The following is a 17,156-nucleotide window of genomic DNA, read 5'->3' on the forward strand; positions in this document are numbered from 1 at the left end:
TCAAGACGGCGCCTCTCCTCAGAACCCGAAACGAGCGCGTTTTGCCTCTGACTGTCATCCCCGCGCAGGCGGGGATCCAGCATTCCAGAGACGTACGCGGTTCTTGCGCCTCAACCGGATCCTGTGGTTACTGGATCCCCGCCTGCGCGGGGATGACAATCGTAGTTGTGTCAGTTTGCGTCGACATACGCGATCGCCTCAGCAAATGAGCCACAAAAGCCCGACCTCCCTCCCCCGCATTTCCTCTCCCCGTCGCAACGATTTCTTGACCGCACGCGTCTACCAATTTGCCGTCAGCACGATTTTGCCGTTATTGGGTGCCAGATCCCTTTCGGATGCCCTCAGGAGTAAGCCCCGTGTTCCGTTCCCACCTCTTTCTCATCACCCCGCCGGACTTCGATGCGGAGACCTTCGCCGGTCCCCTCGGCGAGGCGCTGGCCGGCGACGACGTGGCCTGCCTGCTGATCACATTCGCCGCAGACGACACGCAGGCGGCTCAGGCCACTGCGGAAAAGATCGTGCCCGTCGCACAGGAAGCGGGCGTCGCCGCGTTGATCCTCAACGACACGCAGATCGCCGGGCGCTCGCGTGCCTACGGCGTTCAGATCGACAGCGGCCTTGAGGATCTGAAACTCGCCCAGGAAAGCTTCCAGCCCAACCGCATCGTCGGCGTCGGCCACATCAAGGAACGCCATCAGGCAATGGAGCTGGCCGAGCTCGATACCGACTATGTCTTCTTCAACATGCTGGACCTGGAGGAGCACGAGGAAGCCCACCGCAAGACCATCAATTTCGCCGGGTGGTGGGCGGAAGTGTTCGAGATCCCCTGCGTGGCCCTGGCCGGACGCGATATCGTCTCCGTGCGCAAGGTCGCGGAGACCAAGGCCGAATTCGTCGCCCTGCGCGCCGGCGTCTGGGAGCACCCGGACGGACTGAAGGCGGCGGTGGAACAGGCCAACGCCATTTTGGATATGGTTGCCGCCGAGCTGAAGGCCGCCGAGGAGGCGGCCGGATGAGGCAGGCCAAGCGGCACCCGTCACGTCGTCTCGTGCGCCGACATCGACGCCTGGCGCTGTCCGCAGCGGCCATGCTCGCCTGCGTGAGTTCAGCCGAAGCGCCGCCGCCCGTTCCCTCGACCTCTCCCGAAACCGGCGCTACCCCGCCGGCCATGATCCCGCCCGCTGCACGGCCGGGGCTGAAGACGCCTCCGATCGTCCAGACCCCGAACGTGCCCGGACAACGGTTTCCGCGCCTACCGATGGCGATCGAGGAACCGCCGCAGATCGCCACCGGCCCCGTGCCCCGCGATCCGAGCCGCGACTATGCCTACGGCGCTTTCCAGCGCGGCTATTACCTGACCGCCGTCGCCGTCGCCACGCGGCAGGCCCAGGACGGCGACCACGCCGCCCAGACCCTGCTGGGCGCGCTCTACGAGCGCGGCTTCGGCGTCAATCAGAACGTCAAGGTTTCCGCAAGCTGGTACGAAATTGCCGCCAAGGCGGGCGATCCTCAGGCTGCCTACCGGCTCGGCCTCTACTACCTGCTCGGCACCGGCGTGAAGGCCGACAAGGAAAGGGCAGGCGAACTCTTCGATCAGGCCGCCAAGGCCGGGATCGACGATGCCGTCTACAATCTCGGCGTTCTCTACATCGAAGTCGACGGCCGTCCACTCGATCGCAAGAAGGGGCTGGAGCTGTTCAAGCAGGCATCGGAGAACGGCGACGTGGACGCCCAGTACGCCCTGGCCGACGCCTATCTCGACCCCGATGCCCCGGCCCGAGATCCGCGCCACGGCGCCTTCTGGATGGGACGCGCCGCGCGCAACGGCTCCGTCGCCGCACAGGTGCGCTACGGCATCCTGCGCTTCAACGGCGAAGGCGTGGAACCCGATGAGAAGGATGCCGCGAGCTGGTTCAAGCGCGCCGCGCAAGCGGGCAACCCCGTCGCCATGAACCGGCTTGCCCGTCTCTACGCGACCGGGCACGGTGTGGACGTCGATCCGCTGAAGGCCGCGACGTGGCACCTGATAGCCCGCAATGCTGGGCTTTCCGATCTGTGGCTGGACGGCTTCATGGGCTCGCTCGACGAGGTGACCCTTGAGAAGGCCCGTCGGGAAGCCTCCAACTGGACGCAGGGCCAAGTGCCCGGCGCAGCCACGGCCGCGCGCGTGCCTCACGCTGCGAACGGCGCTGCCGGCGGAGCCTTGAACGGAACCGCAGGCAAGTAGCCTCAAGCGGCGGCGACGCCCCGACGACACACCCATAAACCCGCACAATGAGGCATTTTACCTTGAAAAGAACGCCGAAATGTGGTGGAGACAGCGCGCACTGGCTGAAACCGCATCCGCGGCATCAAGGCCTGGCCCTTTACCTAACGACGCGAACGAAATCCATGAAGATCAACGGCAACGAAATCAAGCCCGGCAACGTCTTGCAGCACCAGGACACCCTGTGGGCCGTGGTCAAGGTTCAGCACGTCAAGCCCGGCAAGGGCGGCGCCTTCGCCCAGGTGGAGATGAAGAACCTTATCGACGGGCGTAAGCTAAATGAACGCTTCCGCTCCGAAGACAAGGTGGAGCGCGTGCGCCTGGAGCAGAAGGACTTCCAGTGCCTTTACGCCCAGGACGACATGCTGGTGTTCATGGACAGCGACACCTACGAGCAGATCGAACTGCAGAATGACTTTGTCGGCGACCGCGCCGCCTTCCTGCAGGACGGCATGACGGTGACGCTGGAAATGCACGAGGGCAAGCCCATCGGCATCACCCTGCCGCAGTTCGTCACGCTGTCGATCGTGGAGGCCGATGCGGTGGTGAAGGGACAGACCCAGTCGTCGTCCTACAAGCCCGCAACGCTTGAAAACGGCATGCGCGTCCTGGTCCCGCCCTTCATCAAGTCGGGCGAGAAGATCGTGGTCGACACCAACGAAGTGACCTACGTGAAGCGCGCCGAGTAGGGCGCCCTTCCCCGCTTCATTCCGAACTTTCGCAAGTCTCAGCTTTTCGACCGGCATCCGTCGGCCGAAATCAGTCCAGCCCCCAAGGAGGGGCAAAATGGCCCGTTCCGCGATTCTTAACGTCATGGTCGTCGCCGCCACGAAGGCAGGCCGCGCCCTCACCCGCGACTTCGGCGAAGTTGAAAACCTTCAGGTCTCGCGCAAGGGACCAGGGGATTTCGTCACCGCCGCAGATACCCGCGCGGAAAAGATCCTGCGTGAGGAATTGCAACGCGCGCGTCCGGGCTATTCGCTGCTGATGGAAGAATCGGGCTCCACCGAGGGCGCCGACCCGCAGCATCGCTTCATCGTCGATCCGCTCGACGGCACGACCAACTTCATGCACGGCATTCCGATCTTCGGCATCTCCATTGCGCTCGAGCGCCAGGGTCAGATCGTCGCCGGCGTGATCTACAACCCGGTCATGAACGAGCTGTTCATCGCGGAGAAGGGCAACGGCACCTTCATGAACAACCGCCGTCTGCGCGTCTCCGGCCGCACCACCATGACCGATTGCGTCATCGGCACCGGCATTCCGCATCTGGGCCGCGGCGATCACGGTCTGGCGCTGATGGAAATCCAGCACGTCATGGGCGAGGTCTCCGCCATCCGCCGCGCGGGCGCCGCCTCCATCGATCTGGCCTGGGTGGCCGCCGGTCGTCTGGACGGGTTCTGGGAACACGACCTGAAGCCCTGGGACATGGCGGCAGGCCTTCTGATGATTCGCGAAGCCGGCGGATACGTCTCCGATATCACTGGCGGCGAGAAGATTTTCGAGACGGAATCGGTTGCAGCCGGCAACGAATACATCCATCGCGGCCTTCTCGGGCTCCTCAAGAAGGCCCGCAAGCCCGCCTGATTTCCGCCGGATTTGCGCCCCTTTTGCGCAATCCGCGCCCCTGCCCGGACCACGATAGCACCGCCATGCGAGGATTTCCGGTTTCAATGACGCCGGAAATCACGGTATCACTGCCAACAGGTTAACAAGCTTGGCTGGAGGACCCGATGGCACGCGATCTCGATCCCTATAAGCTCTCCAATCCCCAGATCTACCTCTGGCGGATACTGATATTTCTCGCGCTGGTGAGCTTCATTCCCATCATCCTCTACCGGCAGATCGCCACCACCTTTGCCAGCAATCCCTTCCTGAACTCCATCATCATTCTGGTTGGCGTGCTCGGCATCGTGCTCGCCTTCATCCAGGTGATCCGGCTGTTTCGCGAGGTCAACTGGGTCAACGGTTTCCGCCTCGGCGATCCGGGCCTTGAGGTGCACCGCCCCCCAGTCCTGCTGGCCCCCATGTCGGTGCTGCTCGGCAACCGGATCGGAGAGACCGCCATCACCCCGCAGGTGATGCGCTCGATCATGGATTCCATCGGCACGCGCCTCGACGAGGCGCGCGAGTTAGGCCACTACCTGACGGGACTTTCTGGTCTTCCTCGGCCTGCTCGGCACCTTCTGGGGCCTGTTGCAGACCGTCAGCGCGGTGGGTGACGTGATCCAGTCGCTCAATGTCGGCTCCGGCGATGCCAATGTGATTTTCGAAGACCTGAAGACCGGGCTTGCCACCCCGCTCGGAGGCATGGGCACGGCGTTTTCCTCCTCCCTCTTCGGTCTGACCGGATCGCTGCTCTTGGGCTTCCTGGAGCTGCAGGCGACCCAGGCGCAGACGCGTTTTCTACAACGAGCTTGAGGACTGGCTCTCCACGATCATCGAGATCGACGACGACGGCGCGCCCTATTCCTCGGTCGATCAGACAAACACCTATTCGGAACTGCGCGTGGCCATCGACCAGCTTCGCCGCACGGTGCAGGAAAACGGCGTGAACAGCGGCAGCCGGGCCACCTCGCAGGCCATGGCGAACCTGGCGGAGGGCATTCAGGACCTCATCCAGCACGTACGTACCGAACAGCGCATGATGCGCGAATGGGCGTACAGTCAGTCCGAACAGCAGGCCCGCATCGAGACGCTTCTGGAAACGCTTTCCGAAGCGTTCAGAAACCCGAGGGACTGAGATGTCGATTTCGCGCGGCCGAGGGCGCGACAGGAGCACGAATTATTGGCCGGGCTTCGTCGACGCCATGGCCACGCTGCTGCTCGTCATCATATTCATGCTCGTCGTCTTCATGCTCTCGCAGTTCTTCCTGAGCCAGGAGATTTCCGGCCGCGACACGGTGCTGAACCGGCTGAATGCCCAGATCAGCGAACTGACGCAACTGCTCGCCCTGTCGCGCGGCAACAATCGCGACCTGCAGGAACAGATCACCACCCTGCAGGCGAGCCTCTCAAGCGCCGAGGATGAAAAGAGCCGTCTTCAAGGCATGGTCGACAGCAACACCAGCGCAGCCTCGCAGGCCGGCGGGCGCATCGCCACGCTGGAAGGCAAGCTTTCCGACGAAAAGCGCATCTCCGCCCGCGCCCTGTCCCAGGTGGAACTGCTCAACCAGCAGATCTCGGCACTGCGCCGTCAGATCGCCGCCCTTGAGGATGCACTGGAGGCCTCAGAGGACCGCGACCACCAGAGCCAGACCACAAGGTCGCCGATCTCGGCCGACGGCTGAACGTGGCCCTTGCCCAGCGCGTGCAGGAACTGTCGCGTTACCGCTCCGACTTCTTCGGCCGCCTGCGCCAGATCCTGTCCCAACGCTCCGACATCCGCGTTGTCGGCGACCGTTTCGTCTTCCAGTCGGAGGTTCTGTTCTCCTCGGGCTCCGACGAGATCAACGCCGCCGGTCAGAAGGAACTCGACAAGCTGGCCGACGCGATCAAGGAGCTTTCCGGCGAGATCCCGGACGAGATCAACTGGGTGCTGCGCGTCGACGGTCACACCGACATCCGCCCCGTCTCGCAAGCCAGCCGGTTCCGCTCCAACTGGGAGCTTTCGGCTGCCCGCGCCATTTCCGTGGTGCGCTACCTGATCGACAAGAACGTCGATCCCAAACGTCTGGTCGCCGCCGGTTTCGGCTCCAACCAGCCGCTCGACGACGAGAACACCGACGAGGCCTACGCCAAGAGCCGCCGCATCGAGCTGAAGCTCACGACGCGGTAGACGGGCAGGGAGAAAGAAAGAGGAGCGAGCGAGGCGCGCCGCCCTGCCCTGATTTCTGGATTCCGGATCTGGCTATGCAGCTACGCTGCAGACCGTCCGGAATGACGAGCAAGGGGTGAGTTATAACCACACCCTGGTGAAGAGTGTGCGGCACCTGATACGGCCCCGTTGGCGTATGGTTACAACTCAGCTCACACTCCTCATTCCGGACAAGTGAGGCGGAGCCGAACGCTGATCCGGAATCCAGCGCAAGAAGCTGCGGCAAAGCCTCTCCGTATCCCCTTCCCCCAATAGCTCACAAAAAGGGCGCCTGAGGCGCCCCTTGTCGTTCCCGGATCGATGGACGGGCTTATTCGCCTTCTCCCTCGTCCTCGTCGCTCTTGTCTTTCTTCAGCGACGCGAGCTTCGCGAACACCGCGGCGGCGGCGTATTCCTGTTCCGCGGGCTGCTTGGGCGCGGGCTTGGTGGAGGCTGCGGCCATCGCCTCTTCCGAGGTGGTGTCCTCGACCGGCAGCAGCGTCGCGACCTCTTCCGGCTGCTCCACCGGCGACAGGGCGAGACGGGCGGCCTTTTCCACTTCCAGATCCAGCTCAAGCTGCGAGCAGAGGCCCAGCGTCACCGGATCGGACGGCGTCAGGTTGGCCGCGTTCCAGTGGGTGCGCTCGCGGATCGCCTCGATCGTCGGCTTGGTGGTGCCGACGAGACGCATGATCTGCGCGTCCTTGAGTTCCGGATGGTTGCGCACCAGCCACATGATCGCGTTCGGCCGGTCCTGGCGGCGCGAGACGGGCGTATAACGCGGGCCCTTGCGCTTGGCCTCGGGAACGCGCGTCTTCGGCACGGAAAGCTTCAGCGTGGCCGAGGGGCTCTTCTGCGCACGCTCGATCTCCTCGCGGGTGAGCTGTCCGGTCTGGATCGGATCGAGGCCCTTGATACCCTGCGCGGCTTCGCCGTCGGCAATCGCCTTCACTTCCAGTGGATGCAGATTGCAGAACGCGGCGATCTGATCGAACGACAACGACGTATTGTCGACAAGCCAGACCGCGGTCGCCTTGGGCATCAGCGGCGTGTTCGCCATTTCGATAAACTCCTCTCGTCCGGTCCCCCGAGGAAGCGCCCCGGGAAAGCCGCAAATCGCCAAATTGACGGGAAACCAAGGTGAATATAGGCGTTCCCCCGCCGCGACGCAAACCAACAATTTTACGCAAGTGTACAAAGACGCCCGCGCCCGCATTACTCCATCACACCGTCAATACGATCTTGCCGATGTGGCCGGAGCTTTCCATCCGCGCATGAGCCTTGGAGGCTTCCGCAAGGGTGAAGGTGGAATCCATTACCGGTTTCACCTTGCCCGCCTCGATGAGCGGCCAGACCTTTTCCTCAAGGGCGGCAGCAATCGCCGCCTTGAAGGCCGGATCGCGCGGCCGCAGCGTCGAGCCCGTATGGGTCAGCCGCTTGGCCATCAGCATGGAGAAATTGACGTTCTCCGACACGCCGTCGAGCGTCGCGATCTGCACGATGCGCCCGTCCATCGCCGCCACCTTCCAGTTGCGCGCGACATAATCGCCGCCCACCATATCGAGCGTCAGATCGATCCCGCGCTTGTCGGTGTCGTTGCGAATCTCATCGACGAAATCCTGCGCGCGGTAATCGATGGCAAGATCCGCCCCGAGTTTGCGGCAGAAATCGCATTTCTCCGGACCGCCCGCGGTCGTGAAGACGCGCGCGCCGAAGGCCTTGGCAAGCTGGATGGCCGTGGTGCCGATCCCCGACGTGCCGCCGTGGACGAGAAAGTTCTCGCCCGACTTCAGCCCGCCCCGGTCGAAGACATTCGACCAGACGGTAAAGAAGGTCTCCGGCACCGCGGCCACTTCCACGAAGCTCAGCGCATCGGGTTTCGGCAGGGTGTTGCTCTCCTCCACCTTGCAGAATTCGGCATAGCCGCCGCCCGGCGTCAGCGCCGTGACCGCATCTTCCACCTTGAAACGCCGTGCATCCGGCCCCATGGCCGCAACCTCGCCGGAAACCTCAAGCCCCGGCAGATCGGATGCGCCCGGCGGCGGCAGATAGGCCCCCTGGCGCTGGAAGACATCCGGCCGGTTCACGCCCGCCGCCTTCACCCGGATCAGGATCTCGCTGCCGCCGATTTCGGGAAGCGGCCGGGTCTCGGGTACCAACGCCTCCGGACCGCCGGGCTCGGGAATGGCGATCGCAGTCATTGTCTCGGGCAGATTGCTCATGGGGTGCTCCTCGATCTGACGCTGGGGCTTTCGGGATTGTCGTCCCCGTGGGGGTGTAGCCGTCGTCGCAACGACTGACAACCACACTAACAACTCCCCCTGCCCCTGCGCTTTGTTAGAATAAGCACTTGGCACCGTATCGGGAGAAAGCAAATGGCTTTTGCCGACGACGATCCCCCGCGCATCGCGCCCGCGATCCACATGGTCGGACAGGACCTGAGCGCCTTGTCGGTGGAAGAACTCCAGGAACGCATCGATCTGCTGCGTATCGAGATCGACCGGCTGGAGACCGAGAAAAACACCAAAGCGGCCACCCACCCCGCTGCCGACGCACTGTTCAGTCGCTAGCCTCCATTCAGCCATTTGGGGGCGACGCACCGCTTCCCGTCCCGGATTGAACCGGGGCGGGCCCATCCGGTGTTTTCCCCGCCTCACCGATTCCCCTCCCGCGCCGCATCGCCCTCTCTCACAGGCGGAGTGCGGGGGTGATTCTCTTTCCGCGCCCCCGATATGGCCGATTTTCGGTCGACTCGTTTATTGCCCATTAAGCATTCTGGATTATTAACGAAATTATCCAGAATTTCTGGACCTTGAGTGGCTCCTGTCCGCTCTGTTTGACGCCTCCCTGTTAACTTCTCTAGAGTCGCATCCTTGCGGCTCTTTTTTTACCCCCGTTTACGCTATGATTAACCCTCGCAGGCGATCGGCAGAGGCCGTGGAGACGGCCATTTCACCGGGGGACGAGTTGCGCCCCCGGAAGCTTGGCACACCCTTTGCTCTGTACAGGTTCGGAAAACGCAACCTGGATCGTAACAGGACACATCTGAGCCGGAGGGAACTTGAAAAGAAGGGTTCCATCTAAACAGAAGAGCTCCGGCAAGATGAAATGGCCGGGCTTGCCGTAAAGGCAAAGCTCACAAGCTGCTTTCAGGCGAAGATACCGCTACGGTCGAAACGGCAGAGAGTACAGAGTGCGATGACGGACCATATCGACACGATTACAGGTGATGCCCCGATCTCGTTCGCGGACCGGCTCATCGGATCCGAGTTTTTCAACGAGCTGTTTCGCACGGGCATGGGACTGGTGGAAGAAACCGCCAGATACCTCGACGGCCCGGGCCGCGAGGAATCGCGGACGCTGAACCGCGCGGGTTCCCTGGTCTACGCCACCGAATCCATGCGCCTGACCACGCAGCTGATGCAGCTCACCTCCTGGCTGTTGCTGCAGCGCGCGGTGAACGAAGGCGAGATGACCCCCTCCCAGGCGGGACAGGAAAAGAACAAGGCCAATCTGGCGGCACTCAGCTCCGCCAACGAGGGCCCGGGCTGGGAAGAGCTTCCCGCAAGCCTGAAAGACCTGATCGACCGTTCGGTTCACCTGCAAAAGCGCGTCCAGCAGCTCGATGAGGCGATGTCCGGCGAAACGATGCCGCGCCCGGCCAACACCAATCCGGTGAACCAGCAGCTCACCCGACTGGCCACAGCCTTCGGCGGCTGACGCCCGAACACTTCTGGACTTTTTCGAAAAATGATGACGGGACACGTTTCCCGTCTCCGGACACCTGTGTCTGCGGACGAACGGGGCCTAATGCGACAGAGATGGCCCCGTCGAGTTCACGGCTCTCTCCGCCGTCATCCCCCGGCTTCGTCCGGGGGATCCAGCACTCTCCCCATCTGCCGTTGCCTGATGGATTGCCCGGACTTCGCCGGGCAATGACGATCGAAAGATCGATAATCGCGGTAAATCCGAATAAACGCCCCTTCCACATCGACCGAACCGCACCGCCCATCTCGGCCATCCCGCGCCACTCCTCCCGAATCCGCGCACAAAAAAACCCGTTCGACGCCGCGGCTTTTCCGTGTTACGTGGCGGGTCGGCTCAGTTGCCGAGGATGCCGTGGTACTTGTTTTTGAAGCGGGAAAGACGACCGCCGTGGTCGATCAGCGTCTGCTGACCACCGGTCCACGCCGGATGGGTGGACGGATCGATATCGAGACGCAGCTCGGCGCCTTCTTCACCGTAGGTCGAGCGCGTCGTGAACTCGGTGCCGTTGGTCATGACCACCTTGATCAAGTGGTAGTCGGGATGTGTGTCGCTCTTCATAGCCGGATCCTCTCACCACGTTGTCCGGGCCTATGCGACCAGCAGGATACAACGCTTCTCAACCAAGACCGGCCGCACGCGCGAAAGGCAACGACCGGAAACAGTCGGCGACTCTGTAACCCACTCCAGCGCCGCTTTCAAGGTTTTCGCCCGCATTGTGAATGCTTGCCCGTCAAACTGCCACGATGGTTCTTCATAAACGCCCGCATCGCAGATTTGCGCAAGGTCAATACGTCGGGCAGAAGGCGATGACAGATTGACCTAGCGTGTGCAAGATGCCACAGCGTGGCCACGGTACGCATTGTAATTACCCCCCAATCCAATTCGGAGTTGACCCTTGGCGCGGCGAAAAAAGAACGAAGCAAGCTCCGCAACAGAACCCGTCAGGAAATCGAGATCCCTCAAACCCCTTGGAATGCTTGCACCCTATCTCGGGCGCTACCGCTTTCAGGTGGGGGCCGCTCTCGTCGCCCTGATCGCCGCAACGCTGGCCACGCTCGCCATGCCGCTGGCGGTCCGGCGGATGATCGATTTCGGTTTCGGCGGCGGCGATCCGAATTTCATCGACAAGTATTTCGCCATGCTGGTCGTCGTGGTCGCCGCGCTCGCCTGCGCATCGGCGGCGCGCTACTATTTCGTGACATGGCTCGGCGAGCGGATCGTCTCCGACCTGCGCGTCGACGTCTTCGCCCATATCACGCGGCTGTCGGCTTCCTTCTTCGATACAGCCCGTTCCGGCGAGGTGGTCTCCCGCCTCACCGCCGACACCACACAGGTGAAGGCGGCCGTCGGCGCTTCCGTTTCTGTGGCGCTGCGCAACCTCGCCCTGTTCATCGGTGCGGCCGCCATGATGGTGATCACCTCCCCGCGCCTGTCGGGCCTGGTGCTGCTCGTCATCCCCTTCGTGGTGATCCCCCTGATCGTCTTCGGCCGCATGGTGCGCCGCCGCTCGCGGCTGGCCCAGGATACGCTGGCGGATGCCTCCGCTTACGCCGTGGAAGCGATCGGTGCCATCCGCACTCTGCAGGCCTTCACCAACGAACGTTTCGCCGCAAGCCGCTTCGGCGCCCAGGTGGAACGCGCCTTCGCCGCTGCCCGCTCCTCCTTCATCGCACGCGCGATTCTGACGGCCTTCGGCATGTTCGTGATCTTCGCCTCCGTTGTCGCCGTCATATGGATCGGGTCCAAGGACGAGCTGTCGGGCATGCTGTCGGGCGGCGCGCTCGGCCAGTTCGTGCTTTATTTGGTCTTCACCGCCGGTGCGCTCGGCCAGCTCTCGGAAGTCTGGGGTGAGCTTGCGCAGGCCGCAGGCGCCTCCGAACGTCTCGCCGAACTCTTCCGCATTGAGCCGGAAATCCGCGCCCCGAAAGAGCCCAAGGCCCTGCCCAAGCCCAGCCGCGGAGCCATCCGTTTCGATCACGTAAGCTTCGCCTATCCGTCGCTTGGTGACGAGCGCGTGGTCGACGGCATCGACATCGACATCCACTCCGGCGAGACCGTGGCCGTGGTCGGACCGTCGGGAGCGGGTAAGTCGACACTCTTCCACTTGTTGATGCGATTCTACAATCCGCAGGCCGGGTACGTGTCGCTCGATGGCATCGACCTTCGCGACGCCGATCCGGAGGAGCTCCGCCATCGCATTGCACTCGTGCCGCAGGACAGCGTCATCTTCGGTACCACCGTGAAGGAGAACCTGCTCTACGGCCGCCCGGACGCCAGCGACGAGGACATCCGCGCCGCCGCCATCGCAGCCCACGCAGATACCTTCATCTCCGCCATGGGGAACGGCTACGACACGATGATCGGCGAGCGTGGCGTCACGCTGTCCGGCGGCGAGCGCCAGCGACTTGCGATCGCCCGAGCGCTGCTGAAGGACGCCCCCGTGCTGCTCCTCGACGAGGCGACCTCCGCGCTCGATGCGGAAAGCGAAACGCTCGTCCAGATCGTGCTCGACCGGTTGATGAAGGACCGCACCACGCTGGTCATCGCCCACCGCCTCGCCACCGTGCTGAAGGCCGACCGCATCCTGGTCATGGACAATGGACGCATCGTAGAACAAGGCGACCACGAAACGTTGGTCGCTCAGGGCGGCCTTTACACCCGCCTCGCCCGCCTGCAGTTCGAACGCGGCGCGCAAGGGTTCGAAGCGGCGAAGTAGACGGTGACGCAAGGCGCGTTTGCGACCTACCATCGCGGACATGCTCCCCGCTTGGGGTATGGGCGAACCGCAGGTCGGAAATTGTCGTGAAGGACTACTGGAAGAGCTTTACAGTCGTCATGGAGGGGCGCGAAAGCCTCGGTGGCAATCTGCGACTACGGTGTGACACCAACGCCACGACACCGAAGCTCTGGCGCTATCTGGTCGACCGCTTCGCGGTCTCGTCATTGCTGGACGTGGGATCCGGCGAGGGACATGCACCTCGCCGCCTTCCACCGGATGGACGTCATCGCCCACGACATCGACGGTCTTGCGGAGAACGTGCTCAGATCGAAACATCCGGCCGTCGTGCATGATCTCGCCGACGGCCCCTATTTTTCTCCTGCAATCTCGTCTACTGCGTGGAGGTGGCCGAACATATCCCGGCCGCCCATCTCGACAACCTGATGCAGACGCTGACTAACGCCCCGATCGTCGCCATGACCCACGGGGTTTCAAGTCAGGCGGGCCACCACCACGTCAACAACCAGCCTTCGGAATACTGGATCAAGGCGTTTGACGAGCGCGGCTACAGCCTGTCCATCGACAACGAACATTTCCGCGAGATCGCCCGCGAGGATGCGCCCGGCGCCTATTTCGCAAGCGCCGGCCACGTCTTCCTCAAGCGCGGCTAGAAGGCGGGAGTATCGCACCCAAAGGGCGATACCACACCAATCACCTCTCCCATGGGGAGAGGTCGGCGCTAATGCGCCGGGTGAGGGGGTCGGGTTCTCCGTATCCACGAGATATCTCCTCCCCTCGCCCTAACCCTCTCCCCATGGGAGAGGGAACTGGACCGGGCACGGCTCTAGAAACTGCTTGCCCGATCCTTCACAAATCCCCCGCGCCTCATTCCTCCGGCACGTCCACCGTGTAGTTGAGCGGCAGGCGTCCGCCGTCGGCGTAGATCGTCTGGCCAGTGACGTAGCTTGCGTCCTCATCCGCCAGGAAGGCGGCGATGGAGGCGATTTCGCGCGGCTCGCCGATGCGCGCCATGGGCGTGCGCGACAGGATGCGGGCCCGCGCGGCCGGATCGTCGTTCACCGAAGCAAGCATGTCGGTCATGATCGAACCCGGCCCGATCGCATTCACGCGGATGCCGTGCGGCGCCAGCGCCAAGGCCATGGCCTTGGTGAGCTGGTTCACGCCGCCCTTGGAAACCGTGTAGGGAAGCTGGTTGTGCAGTCCGAAGACCGCGTTGACCGAGGACATATTGATGATGGCGCCCGCAGACCCGCCGTTCTCCACCCGGTCCACCATGTGCCGCGCGACCGCCTGACCGCACAGGAACGAGCCCTTCAGGTTGATGTTTATCACCCGGTCGAACTCGGTCTCATTGATCGTGAGGATATCGCCGGGGCTGACGATGCCCGCATTGTTCACAAGGACGTCGATATCGCCGTAGGCGTCGATCGCCGCGGCCACAAGGTTACGGACATCGAGACGTTCGCTCACGTCGCAGTGGATATAGGTCACATCGCCGAGAGCCTTGAGATCGGCTTCCGCCGCCTCGCCCACCTCGTCGTTGACATCCGACATGACAACCTTCGCGCCATCTTCGAGAAAGCGCCGGGCAATCGCCAGGCCGATGCCGCGTGCAGCACCCGTGATGATCGTTACCTTGTTGGTCAGGGCCAAGGGAAATCTCCTGTGTTCGCCAAACGGCTATCGGGCCTTTATAACGCGTCAAAGCCGCGCGAACAGGCCCCCCCGCTTAGCGGCAAAGGACGTTTTCCCCGCGTGAAGGACCCGGCTTCGATTGCGAAGTCGGGCACTCACTCAACCTTTCCGGGAAATCCCGCGAGCGCGAATCGCATCCGCGATTTCATCGAGGACACCCGGATCGTCGATGGTCGCGGGCATGCGGAATTCCTCGCCGTCGGCGATCTGGCGCATGGTCGCACGCAGGATCTTACCCGAGCGCATCATGAGCAGACGGTCGACGGAAACCTCGATCTTGAAGGCGGCCACGGGACCGATCTCCTGACGCATAAGTGCGACCAATTCACGCTCCACCTCGTCCGGCTCCCGCTTCAGCACGACGAAGCCGCACGGCAACTGGCCTTTCAGCTGATCCGCGATGCCGACGACGGCGCATTCCGCCACATCCGGATGCCCGGCCAGCACCTCCTCCATCGCACCGGTGGAAAGCCGGTGACCGGCCACGTTGATGATGTCGTCGGTGCACGCCATGATGAAGAGATAGCCGTCCTAGTCGCGGTAGCACGCATCCGCCGTCTTGTAGGAACCGGGGAACTCCGCCAGATAGGCGCTCTTGAAGCGATCGCCATTGCCCCAAAGCGTCGGCAGACAGCCCGGCGGCAGCGGCAGTTTCACCACGATATTGCCGAGTGTGCCGTCGGCGACCTCATGGCCGGCATCGTCGAGAATCCGGATATCATATGTCATAGCCGGGCATGGCGACGGTCGGTGAACCATACTTGATCGGCAATTCCCCAAGCCCCACCGGATTGCCCGCGATGCACCGGCCCGTCTCCGTCTGCCACCAGTGGTCGATGACCGGCACGGCAAGCTTTTCCTCCGCCCACTTGATCGTTTCCGGATCGGCCCACTCGCCCGCCAGGAACAGGGTGCGGAAGCCCGTCATGTCGTAATCGGCCAGGAGCTTCGCTTCCGGATCCTCCTCGCGGATCGCGCGAAACGCCGTGGGCGCGGTGAAGAGCGTGAAAAACCCGTGATCGGAGATCACCCACCAGAACGTGCCCACATCGAGCGTGCCCACGGGCTTGCCCTCGAAGATCACCGTCGTGCAGCCGTGCAACAGCGGCGCATAGACGATGTAGGAGTGCCCGACCACCCAGCCGACGTCGGAAGCGACCCAGAAGACCTCGCCCGGATTGATGCCGTAAAGGTTCGACATGGACCATTTGAGCGCCACCATGTGCCCGCCATTGTCGCGCACCACACCCTTGGGCTGCCCGGTCGTGCCGGAGGTGTAGAGGATATAGAGCGGATCGGTGGCCGCGACCGGCACGCAAAGAACCTCGCGACCCTTGGCCAGTTCCTCACGCTGGATGACGAGGCAGACATCGAGCTTGTGACGCGCCTGATCGACGGCTCCGCCGACGAGCGGCATGTAGGCGATGGTGCGGTTGGGCTCGATCCCGCAGGAGACGGCGATGATCGCCTTGGGCGTGGCATCGTCGATGCGGGTGGCAAGCTCATGGGCGGCGAACCCGCCGAAGACGACGGAATGGATCGCGCCGATGCGCGCGCAGGCCAGCATCGCCATCACCGCTTCCGGGATCATTGGCATGTAGATGATGACCCGGTCGCCCTTCGTGACCCCCTGATCGACCAGCATGTTCACGCGCTCCAGTGTCTAGCGATAGGTGTAGGTCTCGGTCTTTCCGGTGACGGGGCTGTCATAGATGATCGCCGCCTGCCCCGGCCGATCGCGTTCGACGTGCCGGTCGAGACGATTGTAGCAGGTGTTGCACTCAGCCCCGGAAAACCAGCGCCCATAGGCGCCCTGATCGGGATCGAAGACCTTGTCCCACGGTTTCGTCCAGTCGATTTCACCCGCAGCTTTCGCCCAGAAACCGTCCGGATCGTCACGCCAGGCTTGATAGACCTCGTTATATCGGCTCGCCATGGTGTTTCCTCCCACATCGCAGGGCGCATTCCTCGGCGGCAACTCTGTCGCAAAGCGGTGGAGAAAAGCAAGCCGAAGCAATTTTGACTTTGGACTGGAGCGCGGGTTATACAAATCGTCGCAGGCAAAAGGAACGGCCATAGACGGATGCCCTGCCGCTTCCGTACCACTCGTTGCTCGGATCACGTCGGGTTTCGCAAATCCCGCATGGCGATAGTTTGCGCTGCCTCTGCCTGCCCCACCTCCATTGCGAGCCTCCCACGTGCCATTCATTTCCGATCCTTGGTTCTACGCCGCGGCCATTCCGGCGGTTCTGATCGTCGGCCTTGCCAAGGGCGGGTTCGGAGCAGGACTGGCGATGCTTGGCGTGCCGCTGATGAGCTTCGTCATCTCACCCATCCATGCCGCAGGCATCATGCTGCCGATCCTGTGCGCCATATATCTGGTCACCGTCGCCTCCTATCGCGGCACGGTGCACCGGCCGAGCCTCGTCGTGCTGCTGCCCGGCGCCATTCTCGGCATAACCGTCGGCTATTTGAGCGCCGCCTGGGTGTCGGAGGCCTATGTCCGCCTCATCGTCGACATCATCACCGTCCTGTTCGCGCTCGATTACTGGACCGGCGGCACCGCGCGGCCCGCGGCGAAACAGAACGTGCCCAAGGGCGTCTTCTGAGGCGCGGTGGCGGGCTTCACCAGCTTCGTCTCGCATGTGGGCGGCCCGCCTGCCCAGATGTACCTGCTGCCGCAAAAGCTCGACCGGGTGCTGTTTTCCGGCACCATGGTCCTCACCTTCGCGGTGATGAACGCGGTCAAGCTCATTCCCTATTTTCTGCTGGGCCAGTTCGACCGGGCAAACCTGATCACCTCGGCCTCGCTGTTGCCGCTGGCCCCGATCGCCACCTACGCGGGCGTACGGCTGGTGCGCGTCGTCTCGCAGACGCTGTTCTAACCGCAT

At 63.2% G+C, this 17,156-nt stretch carries 13 protein-coding genes and 4 pseudogenes; 12 read left to right on the forward strand and 5 right to left on the reverse strand.

Annotated elements, in window-relative coordinates; translation table 11 throughout:
- Nucleotides 1-356 precede the first annotated feature (356 nt).
- The 6 genes and pseudogenes from QNJ43_RS18150 (at nt 357) to QNJ43_RS18175 (ending at nt 6,044) form a co-directional block, all read left to right on the forward strand.
- Nucleotides 357-1,016: a thiamine phosphate synthase gene (locus tag QNJ43_RS18150; RefSeq protein ID WP_300471983.1), complete on the forward strand. Its 660-nt coding sequence runs from the start codon at nt 357-359 to the stop codon at nt 1,014-1,016.
- Complete coding sequence (locus QNJ43_RS18155; protein WP_300471984.1) at nt 1,013-2,227, forward strand: hypothetical protein; 1,215 nt, start codon at nt 1,013-1,015, stop codon at nt 2,225-2,227. The genes QNJ43_RS18150 and QNJ43_RS18155 overlap by 4 nt, the downstream gene beginning before the upstream one ends.
- 164 nt (nt 2,228-2,391) lie before the next feature.
- The gene (gene efp / locus QNJ43_RS18160; RefSeq protein ID WP_300471985.1) at nt 2,392-2,955 is read left to right on the forward strand and encodes an elongation factor P; all 564 of its coding nucleotides are present in this window, start codon (nt 2,392-2,394) and stop codon (nt 2,953-2,955) included.
- Between the two features lie 97 nt (nt 2,956-3,052).
- Nucleotides 3,053-3,853 carry an inositol monophosphatase family protein gene (locus QNJ43_RS18165; protein WP_300471986.1) on the forward strand — a complete coding sequence of 267 codons (801 nt, stop codon included), beginning with the start codon at nt 3,053-3,055 and terminating at the stop codon, nt 3,851-3,853.
- A gap of 146 nt (nt 3,854-3,999) precedes the next feature.
- A pseudogene (locus QNJ43_RS18170) lies at nt 4,000-5,009 on the forward strand (flagellar motor protein MotA).
- A 1-nt stretch (nt 5,010) separates the two neighbouring features.
- A pseudogene (locus QNJ43_RS18175) lies at nt 5,011-6,044 on the forward strand (peptidoglycan -binding protein).
- A 349-nt stretch (nt 6,045-6,393) separates the two neighbouring features.
- On the opposite strand, the gene QNJ43_RS18180 reads toward QNJ43_RS18175, so the two are convergent.
- Nucleotides 6,394-7,122: a cell cycle transcriptional regulator TrcR gene (locus tag QNJ43_RS18180; RefSeq protein ID WP_300471987.1), complete on the reverse strand. Its 729-nt coding sequence runs from the start codon at nt 7,120-7,122 to the stop codon at nt 6,394-6,396.
- Nucleotides 7,123-7,285: 163 nt separating this feature from the next.
- On the reverse strand, nt 7,286-8,284 hold the full coding sequence (locus QNJ43_RS18185; protein ID WP_300471988.1) for an NAD(P)H-quinone oxidoreductase: 999 nt from the start codon (nt 8,282-8,284) through the stop codon (nt 7,286-7,288).
- A 153-nt stretch (nt 8,285-8,437) separates the two neighbouring features.
- On the opposite strand from QNJ43_RS18185, the gene QNJ43_RS18190 reads away from it, so the two are divergent.
- Together QNJ43_RS18190 and QNJ43_RS18195 are read left to right on the forward strand one after the other, a co-directional pair.
- The gene (locus QNJ43_RS18190) at nt 8,438-8,632 is read left to right on the forward strand and encodes a DUF1192 domain-containing protein (RefSeq protein WP_300471989.1); all 195 of its coding nucleotides are present in this window, start codon (nt 8,438-8,440) and stop codon (nt 8,630-8,632) included.
- Nucleotides 8,633-9,260: 628 nt separating this feature from the next.
- Nucleotides 9,261-9,782, forward strand: coding sequence for a DUF1465 family protein (locus QNJ43_RS18195; RefSeq protein ID WP_300471990.1), 522 nt, complete (start codon nt 9,261-9,263; stop codon nt 9,780-9,782).
- Between the two features lie 381 nt (nt 9,783-10,163).
- Here the strand turns inward: QNJ43_RS18195 and rpmE are convergent, their stop codons facing one another.
- On the reverse strand, nt 10,164-10,388 hold the full coding sequence (gene rpmE / locus QNJ43_RS18200) for a 50S ribosomal protein L31 (RefSeq protein ID WP_300471991.1): 225 nt from the start codon (nt 10,386-10,388) through the stop codon (nt 10,164-10,166).
- Between the two features lie 337 nt (nt 10,389-10,725).
- Here rpmE and QNJ43_RS18205 point away from each other — a divergent pair, with 337 nt between their 5' ends.
- From QNJ43_RS18205 to QNJ43_RS18215, 3 genes are all read left to right on the forward strand, one after another.
- Complete coding sequence (locus QNJ43_RS18205) at nt 10,726-12,546, forward strand: ABC transporter transmembrane domain-containing protein (protein WP_300471992.1); 1,821 nt, start codon at nt 10,726-10,728, stop codon at nt 12,544-12,546.
- Between the two features lie 86 nt (nt 12,547-12,632).
- Nucleotides 12,633-12,902, forward strand: coding sequence for a hypothetical protein (locus QNJ43_RS18210; RefSeq protein ID WP_300471993.1), 270 nt, complete (start codon nt 12,633-12,635; stop codon nt 12,900-12,902).
- A 51-nt stretch (nt 12,903-12,953) separates the two neighbouring features.
- Complete coding sequence (locus tag QNJ43_RS18215) at nt 12,954-13,220, forward strand: hypothetical protein (RefSeq protein WP_300471994.1); 267 nt, start codon at nt 12,954-12,956, stop codon at nt 13,218-13,220.
- Between the two features lie 214 nt (nt 13,221-13,434).
- On the opposite strand, the gene QNJ43_RS18220 is transcribed toward QNJ43_RS18215, so the two are convergent.
- Together QNJ43_RS18220 and QNJ43_RS18225 are read right to left on the reverse strand one after the other, a co-directional pair.
- A complete protein-coding gene (locus QNJ43_RS18220; protein WP_300471995.1) occupies nt 13,435-14,223 on the reverse strand; it encodes an SDR family NAD(P)-dependent oxidoreductase in 789 nt (262 codons plus the stop codon).
- A 141-nt stretch (nt 14,224-14,364) separates the two neighbouring features.
- Nucleotides 14,365-16,201: pseudogene (locus tag QNJ43_RS18225) on the reverse strand (AMP-binding protein).
- Nucleotides 16,202-16,559: 358 nt separating this feature from the next.
- Here QNJ43_RS18225 and QNJ43_RS18230 point away from each other — a divergent pair.
- Nucleotides 16,560-17,150, forward strand: a pseudogene (locus QNJ43_RS18230) (sulfite exporter TauE/SafE family protein).
- Nucleotides 17,151-17,156: the final 6 nt, after the last annotated feature.

This window comes from Breoghania sp. (genome assembly GCF_030066895.1).
Classification (GTDB): Bacteria; Pseudomonadota; Alphaproteobacteria; order Rhizobiales; family Stappiaceae; genus Breoghania.

Excerpts from the sequence above, each read along its gene's own strand:
- QNJ43_RS18155 (WP_300471984.1), top strand. The coding sequence starts at position 1,013 with ATGAGGCAGGCCAAGCGGCACCCGTCACGTCGTCTCGTGCGCCGACAT.
- rpmE (WP_300471991.1), bottom strand. The coding sequence starts at position 10,388 with ATGAAGAGCGACACACATCCCGACTACCACTTGATCAAGGTGGTCATG.
- QNJ43_RS18180 (WP_300471987.1), bottom strand. The coding sequence starts at position 7,122 with ATGGCGAACACGCCGCTGATGCCCAAGGCGACCGCGGTCTGGCTTGTC.
- QNJ43_RS18165 (WP_300471986.1), top strand. The coding sequence starts at position 3,053 with ATGGCCCGTTCCGCGATTCTTAACGTCATGGTCGTCGCCGCCACGAAG.
- QNJ43_RS18195 (WP_300471990.1), top strand. The coding sequence starts at position 9,261 with ATGACGGACCATATCGACACGATTACAGGTGATGCCCCGATCTCGTTC.
- QNJ43_RS18190 (WP_300471989.1), top strand. The coding sequence starts at position 8,438 with ATGGCTTTTGCCGACGACGATCCCCCGCGCATCGCGCCCGCGATCCAC.
- QNJ43_RS18185 (WP_300471988.1), bottom strand. The coding sequence starts at position 8,284 with ATGAGCAATCTGCCCGAGACAATGACTGCGATCGCCATTCCCGAGCCC.
- efp (WP_300471985.1), top strand. The coding sequence starts at position 2,392 with ATGAAGATCAACGGCAACGAAATCAAGCCCGGCAACGTCTTGCAGCAC.